The organism is Myceligenerans halotolerans (genome assembly GCF_054782975.1).
On sequence record NZ_BAAGRL010000053.1, the window covers coordinates 1 to 17239 of the forward strand.

A 17239-nucleotide genomic window follows, 5' to 3' on the forward strand; every position below is an offset into this window, starting at 1 on the left:
GTCTCAACAGCAAAGACACCCCTCACACCGCTCCTATAGCCACGACTTTGCCGAAGCCCTGTGTGTGCGCCTGCTGGGGCCAATTGCGTGGTGTTGGCGAGTGGCGCTGGAAAAGTCGTTCCCCGGGCGGCGATTCAATGTGGTGGCAGAAGCTATGGGGAATTACGGCCCGGAGATTACTTTTGATTCCGATGTTCGCCTTGATTCTTCGCATGGTGAGTAGCTTCGCCTGAGCGGGTTCGATTTCCGGTTGATGGAATTTCGGCGTGCTTCGCGTGCGCATTTCGCTGGTTCCGCGCATTTCCTTAACCGACCAACGATACGATCCTGAGGCAGGCTCGGTCGAACGCCGCTCCCGGCTACTGCTTGACGCGGTCGAACTGGCCGAAGCAGTGGGGGTCGCGGCGTAGCATGCACGACTGGATGGCAGCTGACTTCGTGGTCAGGGGGTGTGTGCACGGCGTCGGGACACCCTCGAAACGGTGCTGTGCCGAAAACTTCGGGAGGGTCCGGGGAGCGATCGACGGGGTGACGGTGTTCCTGACCCGTGAGGTGACCGACGGGTTCCTGGCCGCTCCCGAGCTGACGGCCGGCGGGTGGGGCTCGGGTCGTCCGTCCGGGTCAGCGCGGCGCGAGGGGTTCGGTGGCGGGGCCTTCGAGCAGGGTGCCGTCCGCGGCGAAACGTGAGCCGTGCACCGGGCAGTCCCAGGACTGCTCCTGGTCGTTCCACCGCACGACGCCGCCGAGATGGGGGCACACGCGCGACACCCGCCGGGCCCCGGCCCGCTGTCCTGTGGGGCGGGTCGCCGCGCACGCCCACCCGTGGCTCCAGCGCCCGGGCCCACTCCACGGGGTCGCCGATGATGCGTCCCGCGAGCGCCAGCCCGGCCGCGGCGGCGTTGGTGAGTCCCCACTTGGCGTAGCCGGTGGTGACGAGGACTCGTTCGTCGCCGGGTACGGCGGGTCCGACGAGCGGCAGTCCGGTGTCGCTGCTGTGGTCCTGGGCGGCCCAGGCGTGGACGGGTGCTCCGACGGGCAGGTGGTCGAGGGCCCAGGCGTCGAGTGCGGCGAGTCGTCGTTGCGGGTCGGGTTCGCGGCCGACGGCGTAGCCTTCCCCGCCGACGAGGAGCAGCCGGCCGGCCATGCGCAGCGAGCGCACGGGCGGGCCGGCCGTGATCGACATGGTGTCGGTGAGGCCGGGTGGCAGGGTGACGGGGTCGGGGATCTCCCAGGTGGTGAGCAGGCTGCGTCCGGCCTCGAGGCGCAGGAACAGGCCGCCGAGTCGTCCGGGCGGAGTGCCGGTGGCGAGCACGACCTGGTCGGCGAGCACGGTGCCGCCGGCGGTGCGGAGTGCGACGCCGGTGCGGCCGGCGGATCTGGCGGGCGCGGACGCCGTCGTACAGGGGGACGCCGCGGGCGCGCAGGCTGGCGCGGAGTGCGGAGAGCATGCGCAGCGGGTCGGTCTGCCCCTGGCCGGGGAGGCGTACGGCGCCGAAGGTGCGGCCGGGGAACGGCGGGTTCTCCTCCCAGCGTGCGGCGACGTCGTGCCGTGCGCAGGCGAGGAGTACGGCGTCGACGTCGCTCACCTGTTCGGGTGTGGTGGCGACGGTCAGGTCGTCGCGGTTCTCGACGGGGACGTCCAGGTCGGCGAGGACGCGCCGGAGTCAGCCGAGGCCGGCGAAGTTAGCGGCGAGGTAGTGGCGCAGCACCTCGTCGCCGTGTCGTGCGACGTGTGTGATGCGGGTGCCCTGCAGGACGGACAGTTTGCCGGTGGAGCGGGCGTGGTGGTGCGGGCGGTCCGGGCGTCGAGCACAACGACGTTCACTCCGGCGTCGGCGAGCAGGCTTGCTGTGGCGACGCCGGTGAGGCCGGCGCCGACGACGGATACGTCGGTGCGCAGCGGGCCGGGGGCGACGACACCAGGGGTGCCTGTGCCGCGGGGTTCCGGGGCTCGGCGGCGGGGATCCTCGCTCGTGGTGTGCCTCCTGCGCGCGGGTGGTTCCGGGGCCGGCTTCTCGAGGTGACGCGTCCTCAGATCTCGGTGATCGCGCCCGACGCAGACTCCAGGTGGGCGCGGACGAACCAGTGGAACTGCTCGAGGTCGTGGAGGTGGCCGATGAGCAGATCGTTCGTGACGTCGTCGACGCCCGCGGTCTCGTCCGCGGCCCTGCGGTGGGACGTGATCACCCCGCCGTAGACGTGGTCCAGGGCGCTCAGGTGCTCGATCGCCTGGGCGCGTCCGAGTTCGTAGTCCTCCCAGCTGCGGGCGGCGACGAGGGCGCCGGGGGTGCCGATCGGGGCGGCTCCCAGGGTCGCGATGCGCTCGGCGATCTGGTCGACCATCGCGCGGACGGCGTCGACCTGGGGGTCGAGCATCTCGTGGACGCCGATGAAGTGCGGTCCCACGACGTTCCAGTGCACGTGCTTGAGCGTGAGGTGCAGGTCGTTGAGCGCGTGCAACCGCGCCTGGAGGATCTCGGCGACCTGGGCGCCCTGCTCGGGCGTGAGGGACGGAACGGTGTAGCGGGGCAGTTTCGGGGACATTGCGGGTCCTCTTCTCCGGCCATCTCGGCGGACCGAGCGAGGCGGTCCTGGGCAGTTCCGTTCCATCGTCGTCCGCGGATCGTCCGGTCGCCACCGCGCCGCGCGCGACGCCCGCCCCGGGGAGGAGCGGCACAGGTCACATCCTTATCGATGCGAAGTTCGGGCCTCGTTCGTGCTATGTTTTTTCCCGCACCGGAACGGCGCCGAGAGGCCCGTGAAGGATCACCTGTCCGGGTGGCGGAATTGGTAGACGCGCTAGCTTGAGGTGCTAGTGCCCGTATTAGGGCGTAGGGGTTCAAGTCCCCTCTCGGACACTCGACCGCGAGACCGCCGTGGCCTGTCGGCCACGGCGGTCTCGTTGTTTCCGGGTCGCCCGTCACAGCTCACGCCAGTTCGACACGGTCGGCCTGCGGCCCCCGGTCACTCTGACGCACCTTGAAGCGGACCCGGTCGCCTTCCTCCAGGACCTCGGCGCCCTGCACGACCGACATGTGCACGAACAGGTCCGCGCCCCCGGCGTCGGGGGTGATGAAGCCGAAGCCGCGCTCCGCGTCGTAGCGCGCGACGGTGCCCTCGCCTGCGCGGACAGGCCCGCCCGATGCCGCGGGACGGCGCGACCCGCCGCGGTCCGTGGCCGCGCGCACACTCCCGTGGCCGCGCGCCAGCTGCACGTTGCGGGCATTCGGCCCCCTGTCGCCGTCGACGACGTCATACGTCACGCGTGCACCCTCGGAGAGCTCGGTCAGACCCGGGCCGAGCGCACGGACGTGGACGAAGACGTCCTCGCCACCCGAGTCGGGAGCGACGAACCCGAAGCCCTTGGTGTCGTCGTACCAGGACACCGTGCCGTCTGCGCCGTCTGAGGGCACAGCATGCCGGGCTGCCTGCGCCCCGAGCGGTAGCAGGTGGTCCGCCTGCGGCCCCTTCTCCCCGTCGACGACGAGGAACGCCACCCGCTGCCCCTCCGAGATCACACCGCCGGTGACGATGGCCGAGCTGTGCACGAAGATTTCGACGCGACCGTCGTCGGGCGTGACGAAGCCGTATCCCTTGGCCGGCTCGTACCAGGTGACGGTGCCGAGCACGCCCACGGGCGCGTCGGCGGCCCGGTCGCCCGTGACACGGACACGGCGCGCCTGCGGGCCACGGTCACCCTCGCCCACCTCGAACTCGACGGCCTGCCCCTCGCGGAGAAGCTTCGGTCCGTCGTCGCCGACGATCTCGGACGCATGCACGAACAGGTCCTCGGTCTCGTTCCCGAGGTCGATGAAGCCGAACCCTCGGTCGGCGTCGAACCATCGGACAGTTCCCTGGGGCACCTAGGACTCCTCGTCTCGGCAGACATTGCTCTCGTCCAGTGTCCCTGACAGAACCCCAGGGTCTGTACGTCGATTCGGAGCGCACGGTGGCGCCGTGCACGCGATGCAGGCGACGCAGTTCCCAGACCGCGATGAGGACGCCGATGGTGATGCTCGCGGCGCTTCCGGAGGGCTGGGCGGCTGGGGTCGCTGCTCATCGGGCCTTGGGGAGTAGGATAGCCGTGAGGATGGTGGCCGGGTCCCCTCTCGGACACTCGACCGTGAGACCGCTGTGGCCTGTCGGCCTTGGCGGTCTCGTTGGTTTCCCGTGGGGGCGGAGCCCCCACGCCCCGCTCCGGGGGCGCGCCGCCGGACCCCGTGCCGGGGCTTCGCCCCTTTCCCCGCCGTGGTGGCCTCGGGAGGGGGGAGTGGCCGCTTCTGCGGGCGCCTGGTCGCGCGGGTGTGTCCAGTAGACGGTGTCTCTGGAGCCGCTGCCGCCGGGCCTGCGCGGGCCCGGATCGTCGGTTGCGCGGTGCTGGACGCGGGGGCGTGGCACGGCGCGCAGTGCCGTGGTCGCGGTTGCGGCCGCGGTACGGAGGCATCGAAGGAGGAGATGTGGCATCACCAGGCCGACGCCGGTCCGGTAGGGCTCGGACCGGTTCCGGGGCCCAGCGCCGCCGCGCCCCGCGGCCCGCCGAGCGAGGGATCATCCCGGTGCTCGCGGACGTCGCCCGCGAGGTCGACGGCGCCGTGCGGCGACCACCGACGCACGGGGCGGTGCGCACGAAGTTCCAGGTCGTCGCGCTGCTCATGCGCGAGGAGCGGGCCCGGGTCCGGGCCGACGGCGCCCTGAGCGAGTCCCAGCGGACCCAGCAGCTCAAGCGGCTCGACGGCGTCGCGACGCTGCTCGCGACGATCGCTGCCCGGGACACCTCGCTGCTCGAACTGCTCGCCGAGGACGCCCGGGTCTCCGACGCGGCGCGCGCCTTCAAGGCGACCATGATGCGCGCCGGCGGACTGGAGCCGCCCGCGGAGCCCACGCCGGATCCGCCGGCGGCGCCGATGCCCGGCGCCGAGAAGCAGGTGGTGCCCCGCTCGGTGATCTCACACCGGCTCGCGAACCCGTTCCTCGCCCCGGACTTCGAGGCCGCGGCCGAACGGGTGGCCCCGCGGGCCCACCGGCTGGCCGGCTGGGAACTGCTCGAACCGCTCTTCCGGTCCTTCGAGTACGGCGACCCCGGCGCACCCGCCTGCATGCCGCTGCCCGAGGCCCGCCCGGTGTCCGCTCCCGAGGGCCGGAAGCTGATGCCGCACCAGGCCCAGGTCGTCCAGGCCACGGCCCGCGGGCATCGCACCTTCCTGCTCGCCGACGAGCCCGGGCTCGGCAAGACCGCCCAGGCACTGCTCGCCGCCCAGGCGGCCGACGCCTACCCGCTGCTCGTCGTGGCACCCAACGTGGTGAAGACGAACTGGGCGCACGAGGTCGGCATGTGGACGCCGGGGCGCCGGGCGACGGTCGTCCACGGCGACGGCGAGCGGGTCGACGCGTTCGCGGACGTCGTGATCGTCAACTACGAGCTCCTGGACCGGCACGTCGGCTGGCTCGGCGGACTCGGCTTCCGCGGCATGGTCGTCGACGAGGCGCACTTCATCAAGAACAAGGGCTCCCAGCGCTCCCAGCACGTGCTGGCCGTCTCCGAGCAGATCCGCGCCCGGACCGCCCGGCCGCTCCTCATGGCGCTCACCGGCACCCCGCTGATCAACGACGTCAAGGACTTCCGGGCGATCTGGCAGTTCCTCGGCTGGATCGACGACACGGTGCCGCTCGCCCGGCTGCTGTCCGCCCTGGAGGGCAACGGGCTCACCCCGGCCGACCCGGGGTTCTACGCCGCCGCCCGGGGCAGCGTGATCGACATGGGCATCGTGCGCCGCCGCAAGGCCGACGTGGTCGCCGACATCCCCGCCCGCCGGGTGGCGGACCTGCCGGTCGAGCTCGACGGCGCGGCGGGCCGCTCCATCCGTGCCGCCGAGGCCGCGCTCGCCCGCCGGCTGGTCGACCGCTACCGCTCCGCCGTGCAGGCACGCTCCGCCGACGACGGCGTGGGCGACGTCGACCTCGGCCTCGCCCGCCGGGTGGCGGCGGCGGAGCTGAAGGACTCGAACTCGCGGGCCGGCGGCGAGAACGTGTTCACCGTGGTCCGCCGGATCGGCCAGGCCAAGGCCGCACTGGCCGCCGACTACGCCGCGCAACTGGCCCGCAACGTCGGCAAGGTGGTGTTCTTCGCCAAGCACGTCGACGTGATGGATCAGGCCGAGCAGACCTTCGCCGGCCGCGGCATCGGCTACGCCTCGATCCGCGGCGACCAGACCCCCAAGGCACGCGAGAAGAACATCGCCGCGTTCACGGGCGACCCCGACGTGTCGATCGCCGTGTGCTCCCTGACGGCCGCCGGAGTGGGGCTCAACCTCCAGGTGGCCTCCAACCTGGTGCTGGCCGAACTGTCCTGGACCTACGCCGAGCAGACCCAGGCCATCGACCGGATCCACCGGATCGGCCAGGCCGAGCCCGTCACCGCGTGGCGGATCATCGCCGCCCAGACCATCGACCCCACGATCGCCGGACTGATCGACAGCAAGGCCGGGCTGGCCGCCAGAGCACTCGACGGGGCAGGTGACGAGGACGCCGCATCCTCCGCGGACGTCCAGCTCGAAGCGCTCGTCGCACTGCTCACCGACGCGCTCACCGCCGAGGACACCGCCTGAGCCGCCCGGGCCTGCCGCCACCACGCCCGTGCGGCACACTGTCGTAGTGACGTCGCAGAACACCGCCGACCCGGCCGCCGGCGACCCGGTCCCCGGCTGGCTGCGCACCGGGGCGGGCTGGTCCTGGCGGCTCATCGTGCTGCTGGCCGCCGTCGCCGCCGTGTTCTGGCTGACCTGGCAGGTGCAGCTCGTGTTCATCGCGCTCTTCCTCGCCATGGTCTTCACCGCCGTGCTCAACCCGGTCACCGACCTCTACGAACGCGCCATGCCCCGGCCGCTCGCCACCGGCCTCGCGATGCTCAGCGGCGTCGTCGTCGTCGGCGGCCTGCTCACCTACGTGATCGCGTCGGTGGCGGGACAGTGGGAGCGGCTCGCGCTCCAGTTCAGCAGCGGCATCGACCAGCTCGTCGCACTCATCGAGTCCCTCCCCGGCCCGTTCGAGTTCGAGGTCACACAGCCCAGCCAGTGGCTCGGCAACCTGTCCGGCTGGGTCCGCGAGAACAGCGAGGAACTCGCCGCCCGCGCCGCCGAGGGCGCCGGCTCCGTCGTCGAGGCGTTCGCCGCGCTCGCCCTCGCGATCTTCTGCACCGTCTTCTTCCTCGCGTCCGGCGCCTCGATGTGGCGCTGGTTCCTCGGCCAGATCCCCGCCGTCCACCGCCGGCGCTGGCGCGAGTCCGCCGCCGCCGGCTGGTACACCTTCTCCGGCTACACCCGCGGCACCGTCATCGTCGCCGTCACCAACGGCATCCTCGCCGGGATCTTCCTCGCGATCCTCGGCGTGCCGCTGTCCGCGCCGCTCGCCGTGCTCGTGTTCATCGGCACGTTCATCCCGATCATCGGTGCACCGCTCGCGATGATCATCGCCGCCGTCGTCGCCCTCGCCGCCGAGGGACCCCTCACGGCCCTCTTCGTCATCCTCGGGATCGCGGGCATCGGCCAGCTCGAGGGGCACGTGCTCCAGCCCCTCATCATGGGCCGGCAGGTCTCCCTGCACCCGGTCGTGGTGGCGCTCGCGGTCACGTGCGGGACGCTGATCAGCGGCGTGCTGGGCGCGGTCGTGGCGGTACCGCTGGTCTCGGTCGCGTGGGCGGTCTTCTCCGCGCTGCGGCGCGGGCCGGAGGGGGACGACGACGGCGACGCCGCCCCCGAGGACGCGCCAGGGCCGCCGCCGGACACCGAGCGAGTGCATACCGAGACATGAACGGGCAGGTCAGTGCGCCTGTCTATGGCAGGGTAGGCGCGTGGAACCCTTTGTCCTCGCCAACGAGACCGTCCGGTTGTCCGTCCCCACCGAGGACGACATCGACACGATCATGGTCGCCTGCCAGGACCCGGACATCTCGGACTGGACCGTCGTGCCGTCGCCCTACCTGCGGGCGGACGCCGAACTCTTCGTGAGACGGTTCGTGCCCGACGGCTGGGCCCGCGGCAGCGAGTACAACTGGGCCGTGCGCGAGCCCGGCGACACCGACGGGCCGCTGCTCGGCATGGTCGGCCTGCACTTCGAGGGCCGCGCGGGCGCGCCCGACGAGGAGAGGTCGGCGGAGATCGGCTTCTGGACGGCCCCCGGCGCGCGCGGCAAGGGACTCGCGACGGAGGCGGCCCGGCTCGTCGTGGACTGGGGCTTCGACCCGGAAGGGCTGGGGCTGGCGGTGATCACCTGGGTGGCGTACGTCGGGAACTGGGGGTCGCGCCGGGTCGCCTGGAACCTCGGGTTCCGGGTCGAGGGCACGCTCCGCCGGTACGGCCTGCAGCGCGGCAGGCGGCGGGACGCCTGGATGGGCACGCTGCTGCCGGAGGACCCGCGGGAGCCCGCCGAGGAGTGGGCGGGCCCGGACCTGGAACCGCTCAGGCGAGTGCCCGGTCGATGACCGGCTTCGCGGCCACCGCCCGGTCCTGGAAGCCGGTCCGCCCGGCGAGCAGTTCCTCGCCGGCCTGGATCAGGCCCGCGTAGGCGGCCCAGGCGAACGTCCCGCCCACCGAGAGGCGTGCGACGCCGGCCTCCGCGAGCTCGGCGGGCGCGGGGCCGCCGGGGCGCAGCAGCACGTTGACGGGACGGTCCACCGCGCCCACCAGCGTGGCGATGTCCTCGATCGCGCTGAGGCCGGGGGCGTAGAGCACGTCGGCGCCCGCCTCCTGGTAGGCCTGCAGCCGGGCGACGGTGTCCGCCAGGTCCGGCCGGCCGTGCAGGTAGTTCTCGCAGCGGCCGGTCAGGACGAGGTCGCCGGACGCCTCGGCCGCGGCGGCGATCCGCTCGGCGGCGAGCCCGGCGTCGTAGACCGGGTCGTCGGCACGGCCCGTGCTGTCCTCGATCGAGAAGCCGGCCAGGCCCGCGTCGCGGGCAGCCCCGGCGGTGCGGGCGACGTCGTCGGCCGTGTCGCCGAAGCCGTTCTCGAGGTCCGCGCTCACCGGGACGTCCACGGCCGCCGCCAGCGCGGCGGCGTGCTCCAGGGCCTCGGTGCGCGAGACGCTGCTGTCGGGCCGGCCGAGGGTGGCGGCGAACCCGCTGCTCGTGGTCGCGATCGCGGCGTACCCGAGCTCGGCGAGGATGCGGGCCGAGCCGACGTCCCAGGCGTTGGCCAGGAGCAGCGGCTCGCCGGGACGGTGCAGGTCGCGGAACGTCGTCGTCATGCTCGAAAGCTAGCACCGGTGCCCGGCGAGGCGGCTCCTACCAGATCCCCGTCGGGCCCCGCTCGCCCGTCAGGCCGGGGGAGCGACGGCGTCGAGCCGCGCGAGCTCGTCGCCGGTGAGGGTGAGCGCCCCGGCGGCGAGGTTCTCCTCCAGGTGGGCGAGGTCGCCGGTGCCGGGGATGGCCAGGACGTGCTCCCCGCGGTGCAGGGTCCAGGCGAGCCGGACCTGCGCCGGCGTGACACCGTGAGCCGCGGCGACCGCGGCGACGGCCGACTCGTCGGTCACGGCGGCGCTGCCCGGCACCGCACCGGGGACGCCCGCGCCCAGGGAGAAGAACGGCACGAACGCGATGCCGTGCTCGCCGGTCAGCGCGACCAGGTCGTCGTCGGCGCGCTCCGTGATTCCGTACCGGTTCTGCACCTCGACGACGGGCGTGATCGCCATCGCCTCCGTGAGCTGCGCCGCGTCGACGTTGGAGACGCCGATGTGGGCCAGGAGGCCGGCGTCACGCAGCTCGGTCAGCGCACCGACGTGCTCCGCGACCGAGCCCGCCTCCTTGCCCATGCCCGAGCCCCAGCGCAGGTTGACCACCTCCAGATGATCGACGCCGAGCTGGCGGATGTTCTCCTCCACCTGGGCGCGCAGCTCCCCGGGCCGCGCGTAGGGAGCGAACGCGAGACCCTCCGCCCCGTCCCGGACGGGGCCGACCTTGGTGGCGATCACCAGGTCGTCCCGGTACGGGTAGAGAGCGGTGCCGATGATCTCGTTGGCCGAGCGGGTGGGCAGGAAGTAGAACGCGGCCGTGTCGACGTGGTTCACGCCGAGCTCGACCGCGCGCCGCAGGACGGCGATCGACGCGTCCCGGTCGCGCGGCCTCTCGTCCCAGGGCATGCCGGTCAGGCGCATCGCACCGAAACCGATGCGGTTGACCTCGCGGTCGCCGAGCCGGAACGTGCCGGCCGCAGCGGCGGTGGGCGTGGTGGGGGTCGCGGTGGTCGTGGTGTCGTTCGTCGTCATGCCACCAGCGTGGGACGCCGGCCGCCGGAATCGCCGGCCATGGCAGGTTGTTGCCACGGCTGGACCGGTCGCGCGGGCGCGCGGGAGGGTGGAGGACATGTCGAGCACATCCAGGACCACCGACGGCGGCGTCACCGTGGTGCGCGGAGAGGAAGAGGTCTTCCGCCGCACCGCACACCTGTTCGCGAACGCGGCGAGCATCACCTGCGCCGCGAACACGCTCGCGTCGTGGGGATGGACGCACGGCCCGCGCGAGGCCGCGGGCGAGCCGTCGATCGCGCCCCGGCGCCGCGACGCCCGGATCCGCAAGGTCTACCGCTCGGGCATGCTCCTCGACCCCGCCTGGTCGCACCGGATGGCCGCCGTGCTGGACCACCCGGGCGTCGAGGTGCGCGTCGCCGCCGACGAGGTGAACGAGACCGTCATCATCGACGGCCGGCTCGCGATCCTGGCCGGCGACCTGCGCTCCGGCGAGCGCACCTACAGCCTCATCACCCGGCGCGAGACCGTCCAGGGCGTGAACTCGCTGTTCGAGGCGGCCTGGCGGTCCGCCACCGACCTGGACGTGTACGACGCCGGAGCCGCCGAGATCCGCCGGCTGGCGCCCCAGGTCCTCGACCTGCTCGGCAGGGGCGTCAAGGACGAGACCGCCGCCCGGGAACTCGGGCTGGGCGTGCGCACCTACCGGCGCCGGGTGGCGGAACTCATGGCCGCGCTCGGCGCGGACTCACGGTTCCAGGCGGGCGTGCGCGCCAGGGAGCTGGGCCTGGTCTGACACGGCGGTCACCGCGGCCAGCCGCGACACCGCCTCCCGCAGGCGGTCCGGAGCCGCCGCGGCGTAGCCGATCACGAGCCCCGGCGGCCCCGTGCCCTCGCGATGCGACGACAGCGGATGCACCGTGACCCCGGCCTCCTCCGCACGGGCGGCCAGCGCCGCGTCGTCGACGTCGCCCGGCAGCGTGACGAGCAGATGCAGGCCCGCCGCCACACCATGCACGGCCGCTCCCGGCAGGTGCGTCGCGAGCGCGGTCAGCAGCGCGTCGCGGCGCTCGCGGTGACGCCGCCGGACCTGGCGCAGGTGCCGGTCGAACGCGCCCGACGTGATGAAGTGCGCCAGCGCGAGCTGCGGCAGCGCGGGACTCGCGAGGTCGGTCCAGTAGCGGGCCTCGGTCAGCTCCGGGCGCATCGGCGCGGGCGCCAGCATCCAGCCGAGCCGGATGCCGGGCGCGAGCGACTTGGACACGCTGCCCAGGTGCACGACGCGGTCCGGGGCCATGGCGTGCAGCGCGGGCACCGGCGGCCGGTCGTAGCGGTGCTCGGCGTCGTAGTCGTCCTCGACCACCAGGCGTTCGGGGAACGCGTCCGGTGCCGGCGACACTCCCTCCGGCGGCGCCGCCCGGGACCACGCGACCAGCGCGCGGCGCCGCCCGGGGGCGAGCGCGACGCCGGTGGGGAACTGGTGCGCGGGCGTGACCACCACGGCGTCGAGGCCCAGGGCATCGAGGGCGGCGACGTCGAGACCGTCGTCGTCCACCGGTACCGAGACGGGTTCGAGGTCCGACCGGCGCAGGTGCTCGCGCGCGCCGCGCGAGCCGGGGTCCTCGAACCCGATCCGGGTGACCCCGTGGGCGCGGAGCACCGTCGCGAGCAGCAGGAGTCCCTGCGACACCCCGTTGACGACGAGGATCTCGTCGGGGTGCGCGCGCAGTCCGCGGGTGCGGGCGAGCCATCCGGCGAGGGCCTCGCGGAGCGCGGGCAGGCCGCGAGGGTCGCCGTAGCCGAGATCCCGGGACGCGAGGCCGCTGAGCGCGGCGCGCTCGGCGCGCGCCCAGGCGGCGCGAGGAAACGCGGACAGGTCCGGCAGGCCGGGGGAGAGGTCGATCCGCGGTGGATCCGCCGGGTGCGGTGTGTCCGACACCACGACGCCGCGCCCCGCCCGCGCCGGCGTCGCGGGCACCCCGAGCCAGTCGGCGCGTACCGTCGTCCCGCCGCCGCGTCGGCCGGACAGCAGGCCCTCGTCCGTGAGCCGCCGGTAGGCGTCGACGACGACGCCCCGCGAGCATCCGAGCTGGTCGGCCAGCACCCGCGTGGCGGGCAGGCGGTCGCCGGCGCTGAGCCGCCCGTCGCGGACCGCGGCGCGCAGCGCGTCGGTCAGCCACAGGGTGAGCCCGCCGGCCGGGGCGTGCGCGGGATCGAGCTGGAGGAAATCGGCTCCGGGCATCTTGGTCCTCTCGACTGAGATCATCTTGGCACTGTTCGGGATACCAATGTGTCACACAGGCTGGCGGCATGACAGGGACGGGGACAGGGACAGCGACGACGGTAGGAGGACCGGCGGCGGGCGCCGCGCCGGACGCGGTGGTCGGGACGGCCGGGGGCGCGCTGTACGCGGCGGTCGCGATGTCCCTGGTGGGCAGCCTGGTCGCGGTGTCGGGAACCCTCGAGGACGCGCCCTTCTTCACCGTCCAGGCGCTGCGCTACGTGCTGGCCGCCGCCGCCCTAGCCCTGGCGCTGCGAGCAGCGAGGAAGGGCGTACGCCGCCCCCGCGGACGCGAGTGGGCGTGGCTCGCGGGCGTGGCGCTGAGCGGACTGGTGCTGTTCAACGTCGCGATCGTGCGCGGCGTCGAGCACGCCGAACCGGCGGTGATCGGGGTGGCCGTCGCCGCCGTGCCCGTGCTCCTGGCGCTCGTCGGCCCCCTCCTGGCACGATCGCGGCCCGCGCCGGCCGTGGTGGTCGGCGCCGTGGTGGTGACCGCCGGAGCGGCCCTGGTGACCGGGGGCGGGCGGACCGACGCCGCGGGCGTGGGCTACGCGCTGCTGACCCTCGCGTGCGAGGCCGGGTTCACGCTCCTGGCCGTGCCCGTGCTGCGCCGCCTGGGTCCGCACGGCGTCTCCCTGCACACCACGTGGATCGCGGCGGCCGGCTTCGTCGTGCTGGGCCTCGCGACGGAAGGGCCGGCGGCGGTCCTGACCCTCGGCCCGGACGAGCTGCTCGCGACGGCGTACCTGGGGGTCCTCGTCACGGTGGCGGGATTCCTGCTCTGGTACACGGCCGTCGGCCGCCTGGGTCCGGGGCGCGCCGGGTTGTTCACCGGCATCGTGCCGGTCGCGGCGGCGGTGGGCGGAGTGCTGCTCGGGGAGCCGGTCCCCGGCCCGGCGGTGTGGCTCGGGATCGCGGTCGTGGGGGCGGGGGTCGCGGTCGGGATGCGGGCCGGGCGCTCGCCGTCGTCGTGACGAGCCGTCGCCGCCGGATCCGGCGGGAGTCCGGCCTGCCTCAGGACCTGTCGTCCGACCGCAGGATTCCCCGCACCCGCTCCAGCCGCTCGGAGACCTGGCGCTCGAACCCGCGGTCGCTGGGGGAGTAGTACTCCGTGCCCGCGAGCGAGTCGGGGAGGTACTGCTGCGGCGCCACCGCGTGCGGCCAGTCGTGGGCGTACCGGTAGTCCTTGCCGTGCCCGAGCCCCTCCGCGCCCGCGTAGTGGGCGTCGCGCAGGTGCGCCGGGACCGTGCCGGCCTTGCCCGCCCGCACGTCGGCCAGCGCCGCGTCCCCCGCGAGGTAGGCCGCGTTCGACTTGGGCGCGGTCGCCAGGTGCACCACGGCCTCCGCCAGCACGATGCGCCCCTCCGGCATGCCGATCATCTGCACGGCCTGCGCGGCGGCGACCGCCGTCTGGAGGGCGGACGGGTCGGCGACGCCGACGTCCTCCGCGGCGGAGATGATGAGCCGCCGCGCGATGAAGCGCGGATCCTCCCCGGCGGCGACCATCCGCGCGAGGTAGTGCAGCGCGGCATCGACGTCGGACCCGCGGATCGACTTGATGAACGCGCTGATGACGTCGTAGTGCTGGTCCCCGTCGCGGTCGTAGCGCACGGCGGCGACGTCGACGGCGCGCTCGACGCCGGCCAGGGTGATCTCCGGCGCCGTGCCGGGGGTCGGGGGAACGCCGTCGTGGCCGTCGCCGGACAGCACCGCGCCTGCCGCGGCCTCGAGGACGGTGAGCGCCTTGCGGGCGTCGCCTCCGGCGAGGCGGACGAGGTGCTCGGCGGCGTCGTCGGCGAGGGTGACGGAGCCGTCGAGGCCGCGCGGGTCGGTGACGGCCCGTTCGACGAGGTCGCGCACGTGCTCGGACGTGAGCGGCCTGAGGGTGAGCAGCAGCGAGCGGGACAGCAGCGGCGAGTTCACGGAGAACGACGGGTTCTCCGTCGTGGCGGCCACGAGCGTGACCCAGCGGTTCTCGACGGACGGCAGCAGCGCGTCCTGCTGGGTCTTGGAGAAGCGGTGCACCTCGTCGACGAACAGCACGGTCTCGGACCCGCCCGTGGCCAGCCGGCGCCGGGCGTCCTCGATGACCTGCCGCACGTCCTTGACCCCGGCGGTCACCGCCGACAGCTCCACGAACCGGCGGCCCGAGACCGTGGCGATGAGGTAGGCGAGCGTGGTCTTCCCGGTGCCGGGCGGGCCCCACAGGATGACCGACGACGGCGCCGACCGGGTGGAGCCCGTGCTCTGCTCGGGTTCGATGAGCCGCCGCAGCGGGGACCCGGGCTCCAGCAGGTGTCCCTGCCCGGCGATCTCCGCGACCGACGCCGGGCGCATGCGCACCGCGAGCGGCGCGGCGTCGCCCACCTCGGGGGTGCCGCGCCCGGTGGTCGTCACCGCGGAGAACAGATCCATGCCGCAACCCTATGCGGGGTGACCGACACCGACGGCGGCGCCGGGCGGTGACCGGGGGCGGGCGTGCGGGCGGACGGGGGCCGACGAGCCGGCAGACACGGGGTTGCCATGCTCGCGAATGCGGTCTGAGCAGGGACTTCGCGACTTGACAAAGCACTTGCCGTTTCGTTGGGCGGGCCCGTGGCCCGGAGACAGACTCCTGTCGACCCCGCTCGAGAGAAAGGTCAACGATCCGATGAGCGCTTCCAGCGCGACCGAAGCCGTCCGGCCTCCCGGTACCGGCCCCCTGGTGCCCCGTCCGTCCGGGCACCGTCCACCCGAGCGCCCGGGCTGGGCGCCGGACCAGCGTGTCCGTGCCCTTGATCCGTTGCCCGCACCGGGTGAGGTGCTCGCCGAGATGCCGCTGGGTACCGGGCGTGGTGATCTGGTGGCGACGTCGCGGCGGGAGGTGCGTGATGTGCTGACGGGTGAGGATGATCGTCTGCTGGTGATCGTGGGGCCGTGCAGTGTGCACGACCCGGCCGCGGCGCTGGAGTACGCGGGCCGGCTGTCGACCGTGGTGCGGGAGCTGGCGGATGATCTGGTGGTGGTGATGCGGGTGTACTTCGAGAAGCCGCGCACCACGGTGGGGTGGAAGGGCCTGATCAACGATCCGCATCTGGACGGCAGTCATGACGTGCATCACGGGTTGCGGTTGGCCCGGGAGGTGTTGCTGGGGGTGCTGGACGCGGGGGTGCCGGCGGCGTGCGAGTTCCTGGAGCCGACCAGTCCGCAGTACATCGCCGATGCGGTCACGTGGGGTGCGATCGGGGCGCGCAACGCGGAGTCGCAGGTGCATCGTCAGCTGGCGTCGGGGTTGTCGATGCCGGTGGGGTTCAAGAACGCCACGGACGGGGATGTGCAGATCGCGGTGGACGGGTGCGTCACCGCGGCCAGTTCGCACACGTTCTTCGGGACGGACGGGGCCGGGCGGGCCGCGGCGGTGCAGACCGCGGGCAATCCGGACTGTCACGTGATCCTGCGCGGGGGGCGGGGCGGCCCGAACCACCACCGGGCGGATGTGGCCGCGTCGCTGGAGGTGGCGCGCGCCTCACACCTGGACGGGGCGGTCACCACCGGGCTGATCGTGGACGCGAGCCACGGCAACTCCGGCAAGGACCATGTCCGCCAGGCCGAGGTGGTCCGCGAGATCGCCACCCGCCTCGCGGCGGGCGAGCCGGGCATCACCGGCCTCATGCTGGAGTCCTTCCTGGAGGCCGGCGCCCAGAAGCCCGGCCCCCTGGACACCCTGACCTACGGCCGGTCCGTCACCGACAAGTGCATGGACTGGAACACCACCGACGACCTCCTCCACACCCTGGCCAGAGCCGCGCGAGGACGCCGCGCCGGCGCCTCGGCAGCGCTCGCCGTAAACGGCTGACCTGCGCTTTCGCTACCTGACAAACTATCGCCCCTTTCGTTTGGGGCGGGCGTGCCCGCAGTACAGACTCCACCCGGACCTCACCACGACCTCATACAGGAGCAGCCATGACAAGCACCGGCAAGGTCGCACTCGTCACCGGCGCCGCCGGAGGGATCGGCGGTGCCGTCGCCCGGCGGCTCGCCGAGCAGGGAGCGAAGGTCGCCGCGGTGGACCGGGACGGCGACCGCCTGCGCGACGTGACCGCCAAGCTCGCCGCCGACGGCATCGACGTGAGCCCGTTCACCGCCGACGTCAGCCGCCGGGACGCCGTCGCCCGCCTCGTGGACACCGTCGAGACGCGGTTCGGCGCCGTCGAGTACCTGGTGAACGCCGCCGGCGTGCTCCGCCCGGGCACGGTGCGGGACATCGGTCCCGCCGACGTCCGGGAGACGCTGGCCGTCAACACGGAGGGCGTCCTGTACCTCTCGCAGGACGTGGCGGCCCGGATGGCGGGCCGCCGCCGGGGTGCGATCGTCACCGTCGCCTCCAACGCCGCGGAGACCCCGCGGGTCGGGATGGGGATCTACGGCGCGTCGAAGGCGGCGGCCGCGATGATCACCAAGAGCCTCGGCCTCGAGGTCGCCCGGCACGGGGTGCGCTGCAACGTCGTCGCCCCCGGATCGACCGACACCCCGATGCTGCGCGCGCTGTGGGACGACGACGAGTCCGGCCCCGAGCGCACCGTCGCCGGGGACCCGGGCAGCTACAAGCTCGGCATCCCGGCGGGCCGCGTCGCGCAGCCCGAGAACATCGCCGACGCCGTCGTGTTCCTCCTGTCGGACCAGGCGTCCCACATCGTCCTGCACACCCTCACCGTCGACGGCGGCGCGACCCTCGGCCGCTGACCCG

The 17239-nt window shown here is 73.6% G+C and carries 16 protein-coding genes, 1 tRNA gene and 1 pseudogene; 9 read left to right on the forward strand and 9 right to left on the reverse strand.

What is annotated here, in order from left to right; genetic code table 11:
• Nucleotides 1-223: hypothetical protein (locus tag ACYVK5_RS23180; RefSeq protein WP_460708342.1), on the forward strand; the 223-nt coding region annotated here is incomplete at its 5' end.
• A 398-nt stretch (nucleotides 224-621) separates the two neighbouring features.
• On the opposite strand, the gene ACYVK5_RS23185 is transcribed toward ACYVK5_RS23180, so the two are convergent.
• The 4 genes and pseudogenes from ACYVK5_RS23185 to ACYVK5_RS23200 form a co-directional block, all read right to left on the reverse strand.
• On the reverse strand, nucleotides 622-768 hold the full coding sequence (locus tag ACYVK5_RS23185) for a Rieske 2Fe-2S domain-containing protein (RefSeq protein ID WP_460708343.1): 147 nt from the start codon (nucleotides 766-768) through the stop codon (nucleotides 622-624).
• Between the two features lie 647 nt (nucleotides 769-1415).
• Nucleotides 1416-1586, reverse strand: a pseudogene (locus ACYVK5_RS23190) (hypothetical protein); the annotation flags it as partial.
• A gap of 23 nt (nucleotides 1587-1609) precedes the next feature.
• Nucleotides 1610-2086, reverse strand: coding sequence for an FAD-dependent monooxygenase (locus tag ACYVK5_RS23195; RefSeq protein ID WP_460708389.1), 477 nt, complete (start codon nucleotides 2084-2086; stop codon nucleotides 1610-1612).
• On the reverse strand, nucleotides 2032-2544 hold the full coding sequence (locus ACYVK5_RS23200; RefSeq protein WP_460708344.1) for a Dps family protein: 513 nt from the start codon (nucleotides 2542-2544) through the stop codon (nucleotides 2032-2034). The genes ACYVK5_RS23195 and ACYVK5_RS23200 overlap by 55 nt, the downstream gene beginning before the upstream one ends.
• Before the next feature lie 228 nt (nucleotides 2545-2772).
• Between ACYVK5_RS23200 and ACYVK5_RS23205 the strand changes: the two genes are divergently transcribed.
• Nucleotides 2773-2858, forward strand: a tRNA-Leu gene (locus ACYVK5_RS23205).
• A gap of 69 nt (nucleotides 2859-2927) precedes the next feature.
• Here ACYVK5_RS23205 and ACYVK5_RS23210 read toward each other — a convergent pair.
• The gene (locus tag ACYVK5_RS23210) at nucleotides 2928-3863 is read right to left on the reverse strand and encodes a cold-shock protein (RefSeq protein ID WP_460708345.1); all 936 of its coding nucleotides are present in this window, start codon (nucleotides 3861-3863) and stop codon (nucleotides 2928-2930) included.
• 594 nt (nucleotides 3864-4457) lie between these two features.
• Between ACYVK5_RS23210 and ACYVK5_RS23215 the strand changes: the two genes are divergently transcribed.
• From ACYVK5_RS23215 to ACYVK5_RS23225, 3 genes are read left to right on the forward strand one after another with little or no spacing between them, the layout of a single operon-like run.
• Nucleotides 4458-6605 carry a DEAD/DEAH box helicase gene (locus tag ACYVK5_RS23215; protein WP_460708346.1) on the forward strand — a complete coding sequence of 716 codons (2148 nt, stop codon included), beginning with the start codon at nucleotides 4458-4460 and terminating at the stop codon, nucleotides 6603-6605.
• Nucleotides 6606-6651: 46 nt separating this feature from the next.
• Nucleotides 6652-7806 (forward strand): AI-2E family transporter, encoded by a 1155-nt coding sequence (locus tag ACYVK5_RS23220; protein WP_460708347.1) that lies wholly within the window; start codon nucleotides 6652-6654, stop codon nucleotides 7804-7806.
• A 40-nt stretch (nucleotides 7807-7846) separates the two neighbouring features.
• Entirely contained in the window at nucleotides 7847-8476 is a 630-nt protein-coding gene (locus ACYVK5_RS23225; RefSeq protein ID WP_460708348.1) for a GNAT family N-acetyltransferase, read from the forward strand.
• On the opposite strand, the gene ACYVK5_RS23230 is transcribed toward ACYVK5_RS23225, so the two are convergent.
• Nucleotides 8454-9236, reverse strand: a complete 783-nt coding sequence (locus ACYVK5_RS23230; protein ID WP_460708349.1) for an isocitrate lyase/PEP mutase family protein — start codon at nucleotides 9234-9236, stop codon at nucleotides 8454-8456. The two genes, ACYVK5_RS23225 and ACYVK5_RS23230, sit on opposite strands and share 23 nt — an antisense overlap.
• Before the next feature lie 69 nt (nucleotides 9237-9305).
• Entirely contained in the window at nucleotides 9306-10253 is a 948-nt protein-coding gene (locus ACYVK5_RS23235) for an oxidoreductase (protein WP_460708351.1), read from the reverse strand.
• A 97-nt stretch (nucleotides 10254-10350) separates the two neighbouring features.
• On the opposite strand from ACYVK5_RS23235, the gene ACYVK5_RS23240 reads away from it, so the two are divergent.
• A complete protein-coding gene (locus tag ACYVK5_RS23240; protein ID WP_460708352.1) occupies nucleotides 10351-11028 on the forward strand; it encodes a DNA-binding response regulator in 678 nt (225 codons plus the stop codon).
• Here ACYVK5_RS23240 and pdxR read toward each other — a convergent pair.
• Entirely contained in the window at nucleotides 10981-12498 is a 1518-nt protein-coding gene (gene pdxR, locus ACYVK5_RS23245) for a MocR-like pyridoxine biosynthesis transcription factor PdxR (RefSeq protein ID WP_460708353.1), read from the reverse strand. The genes ACYVK5_RS23240 and pdxR overlap by 48 nt on opposite strands.
• Nucleotides 12499-12542: 44 nt before the next feature.
• On the opposite strand from pdxR, the gene ACYVK5_RS23250 reads away from it, so the two are divergent.
• Complete coding sequence (locus ACYVK5_RS23250) at nucleotides 12543-13487, forward strand: EamA family transporter (protein WP_460708354.1); 945 nt, start codon at nucleotides 12543-12545, stop codon at nucleotides 13485-13487.
• Between the two features lie 40 nt (nucleotides 13488-13527).
• Here the strand turns inward: ACYVK5_RS23250 and ACYVK5_RS23255 are convergent, their stop codons facing one another.
• Nucleotides 13528-14928, reverse strand: a complete 1401-nt coding sequence (locus ACYVK5_RS23255) for a replication-associated recombination protein A (protein WP_460708355.1) — start codon at nucleotides 14926-14928, stop codon at nucleotides 13528-13530.
• 235 nt (nucleotides 14929-15163) lie between these two features.
• Between ACYVK5_RS23255 and ACYVK5_RS23260 the strand changes: the two genes are divergently transcribed.
• The gene (locus tag ACYVK5_RS23260; RefSeq protein WP_460708356.1) at nucleotides 15164-16348 is read left to right on the forward strand and encodes a 3-deoxy-7-phosphoheptulonate synthase; all 1185 of its coding nucleotides are present in this window, start codon (nucleotides 15164-15166) and stop codon (nucleotides 16346-16348) included.
• 107 nt (nucleotides 16349-16455) lie between these two features.
• Nucleotides 16456-17235, forward strand: coding sequence for a 2,3-dihydro-2,3-dihydroxybenzoate dehydrogenase (locus tag ACYVK5_RS23265; protein WP_460708357.1), 780 nt, complete (start codon nucleotides 16456-16458; stop codon nucleotides 17233-17235).
• Nucleotides 17236-17239: the final 4 nt, after the last annotated feature.

Bases quoted from the DNA above. Each gene is read 5' to 3' on its own strand.
- ACYVK5_RS23200 (WP_460708344.1), bottom strand. From the start codon at position 2,544: ATGTCCCCGAAACTGCCCCGCTACACCGTTCCGTCCCTCACGCCCGAG.
- ACYVK5_RS23235 (WP_460708351.1), bottom strand. From the start codon at position 10,253: ATGACGACGAACGACACCACGACCACCGCGACCCCCACCACGCCCACC.
- ACYVK5_RS23255 (WP_460708355.1), bottom strand. From the start codon at position 14,928: ATGGATCTGTTCTCCGCGGTGACGACCACCGGGCGCGGCACCCCCGAG.
- ACYVK5_RS23250 (WP_460708354.1), top strand. From the start codon at position 12,543: ATGACAGGGACGGGGACAGGGACAGCGACGACGGTAGGAGGACCGGCG.
- ACYVK5_RS23230 (WP_460708349.1), bottom strand. From the start codon at position 9,236: ATGACGACGACGTTCCGCGACCTGCACCGTCCCGGCGAGCCGCTGCTC.
- ACYVK5_RS23260 (WP_460708356.1), top strand. From the start codon at position 15,164: ATGAGCGCTTCCAGCGCGACCGAAGCCGTCCGGCCTCCCGGTACCGGC.
- ACYVK5_RS23265 (WP_460708357.1), top strand. From the start codon at position 16,456: ATGACAAGCACCGGCAAGGTCGCACTCGTCACCGGCGCCGCCGGAGGG.
- pdxR (WP_460708353.1), bottom strand. From the start codon at position 12,498: ATGATCTCAGTCGAGAGGACCAAGATGCCCGGAGCCGATTTCCTCCAG.
- ACYVK5_RS23240 (WP_460708352.1), top strand. From the start codon at position 10,351: ATGTCGAGCACATCCAGGACCACCGACGGCGGCGTCACCGTGGTGCGC.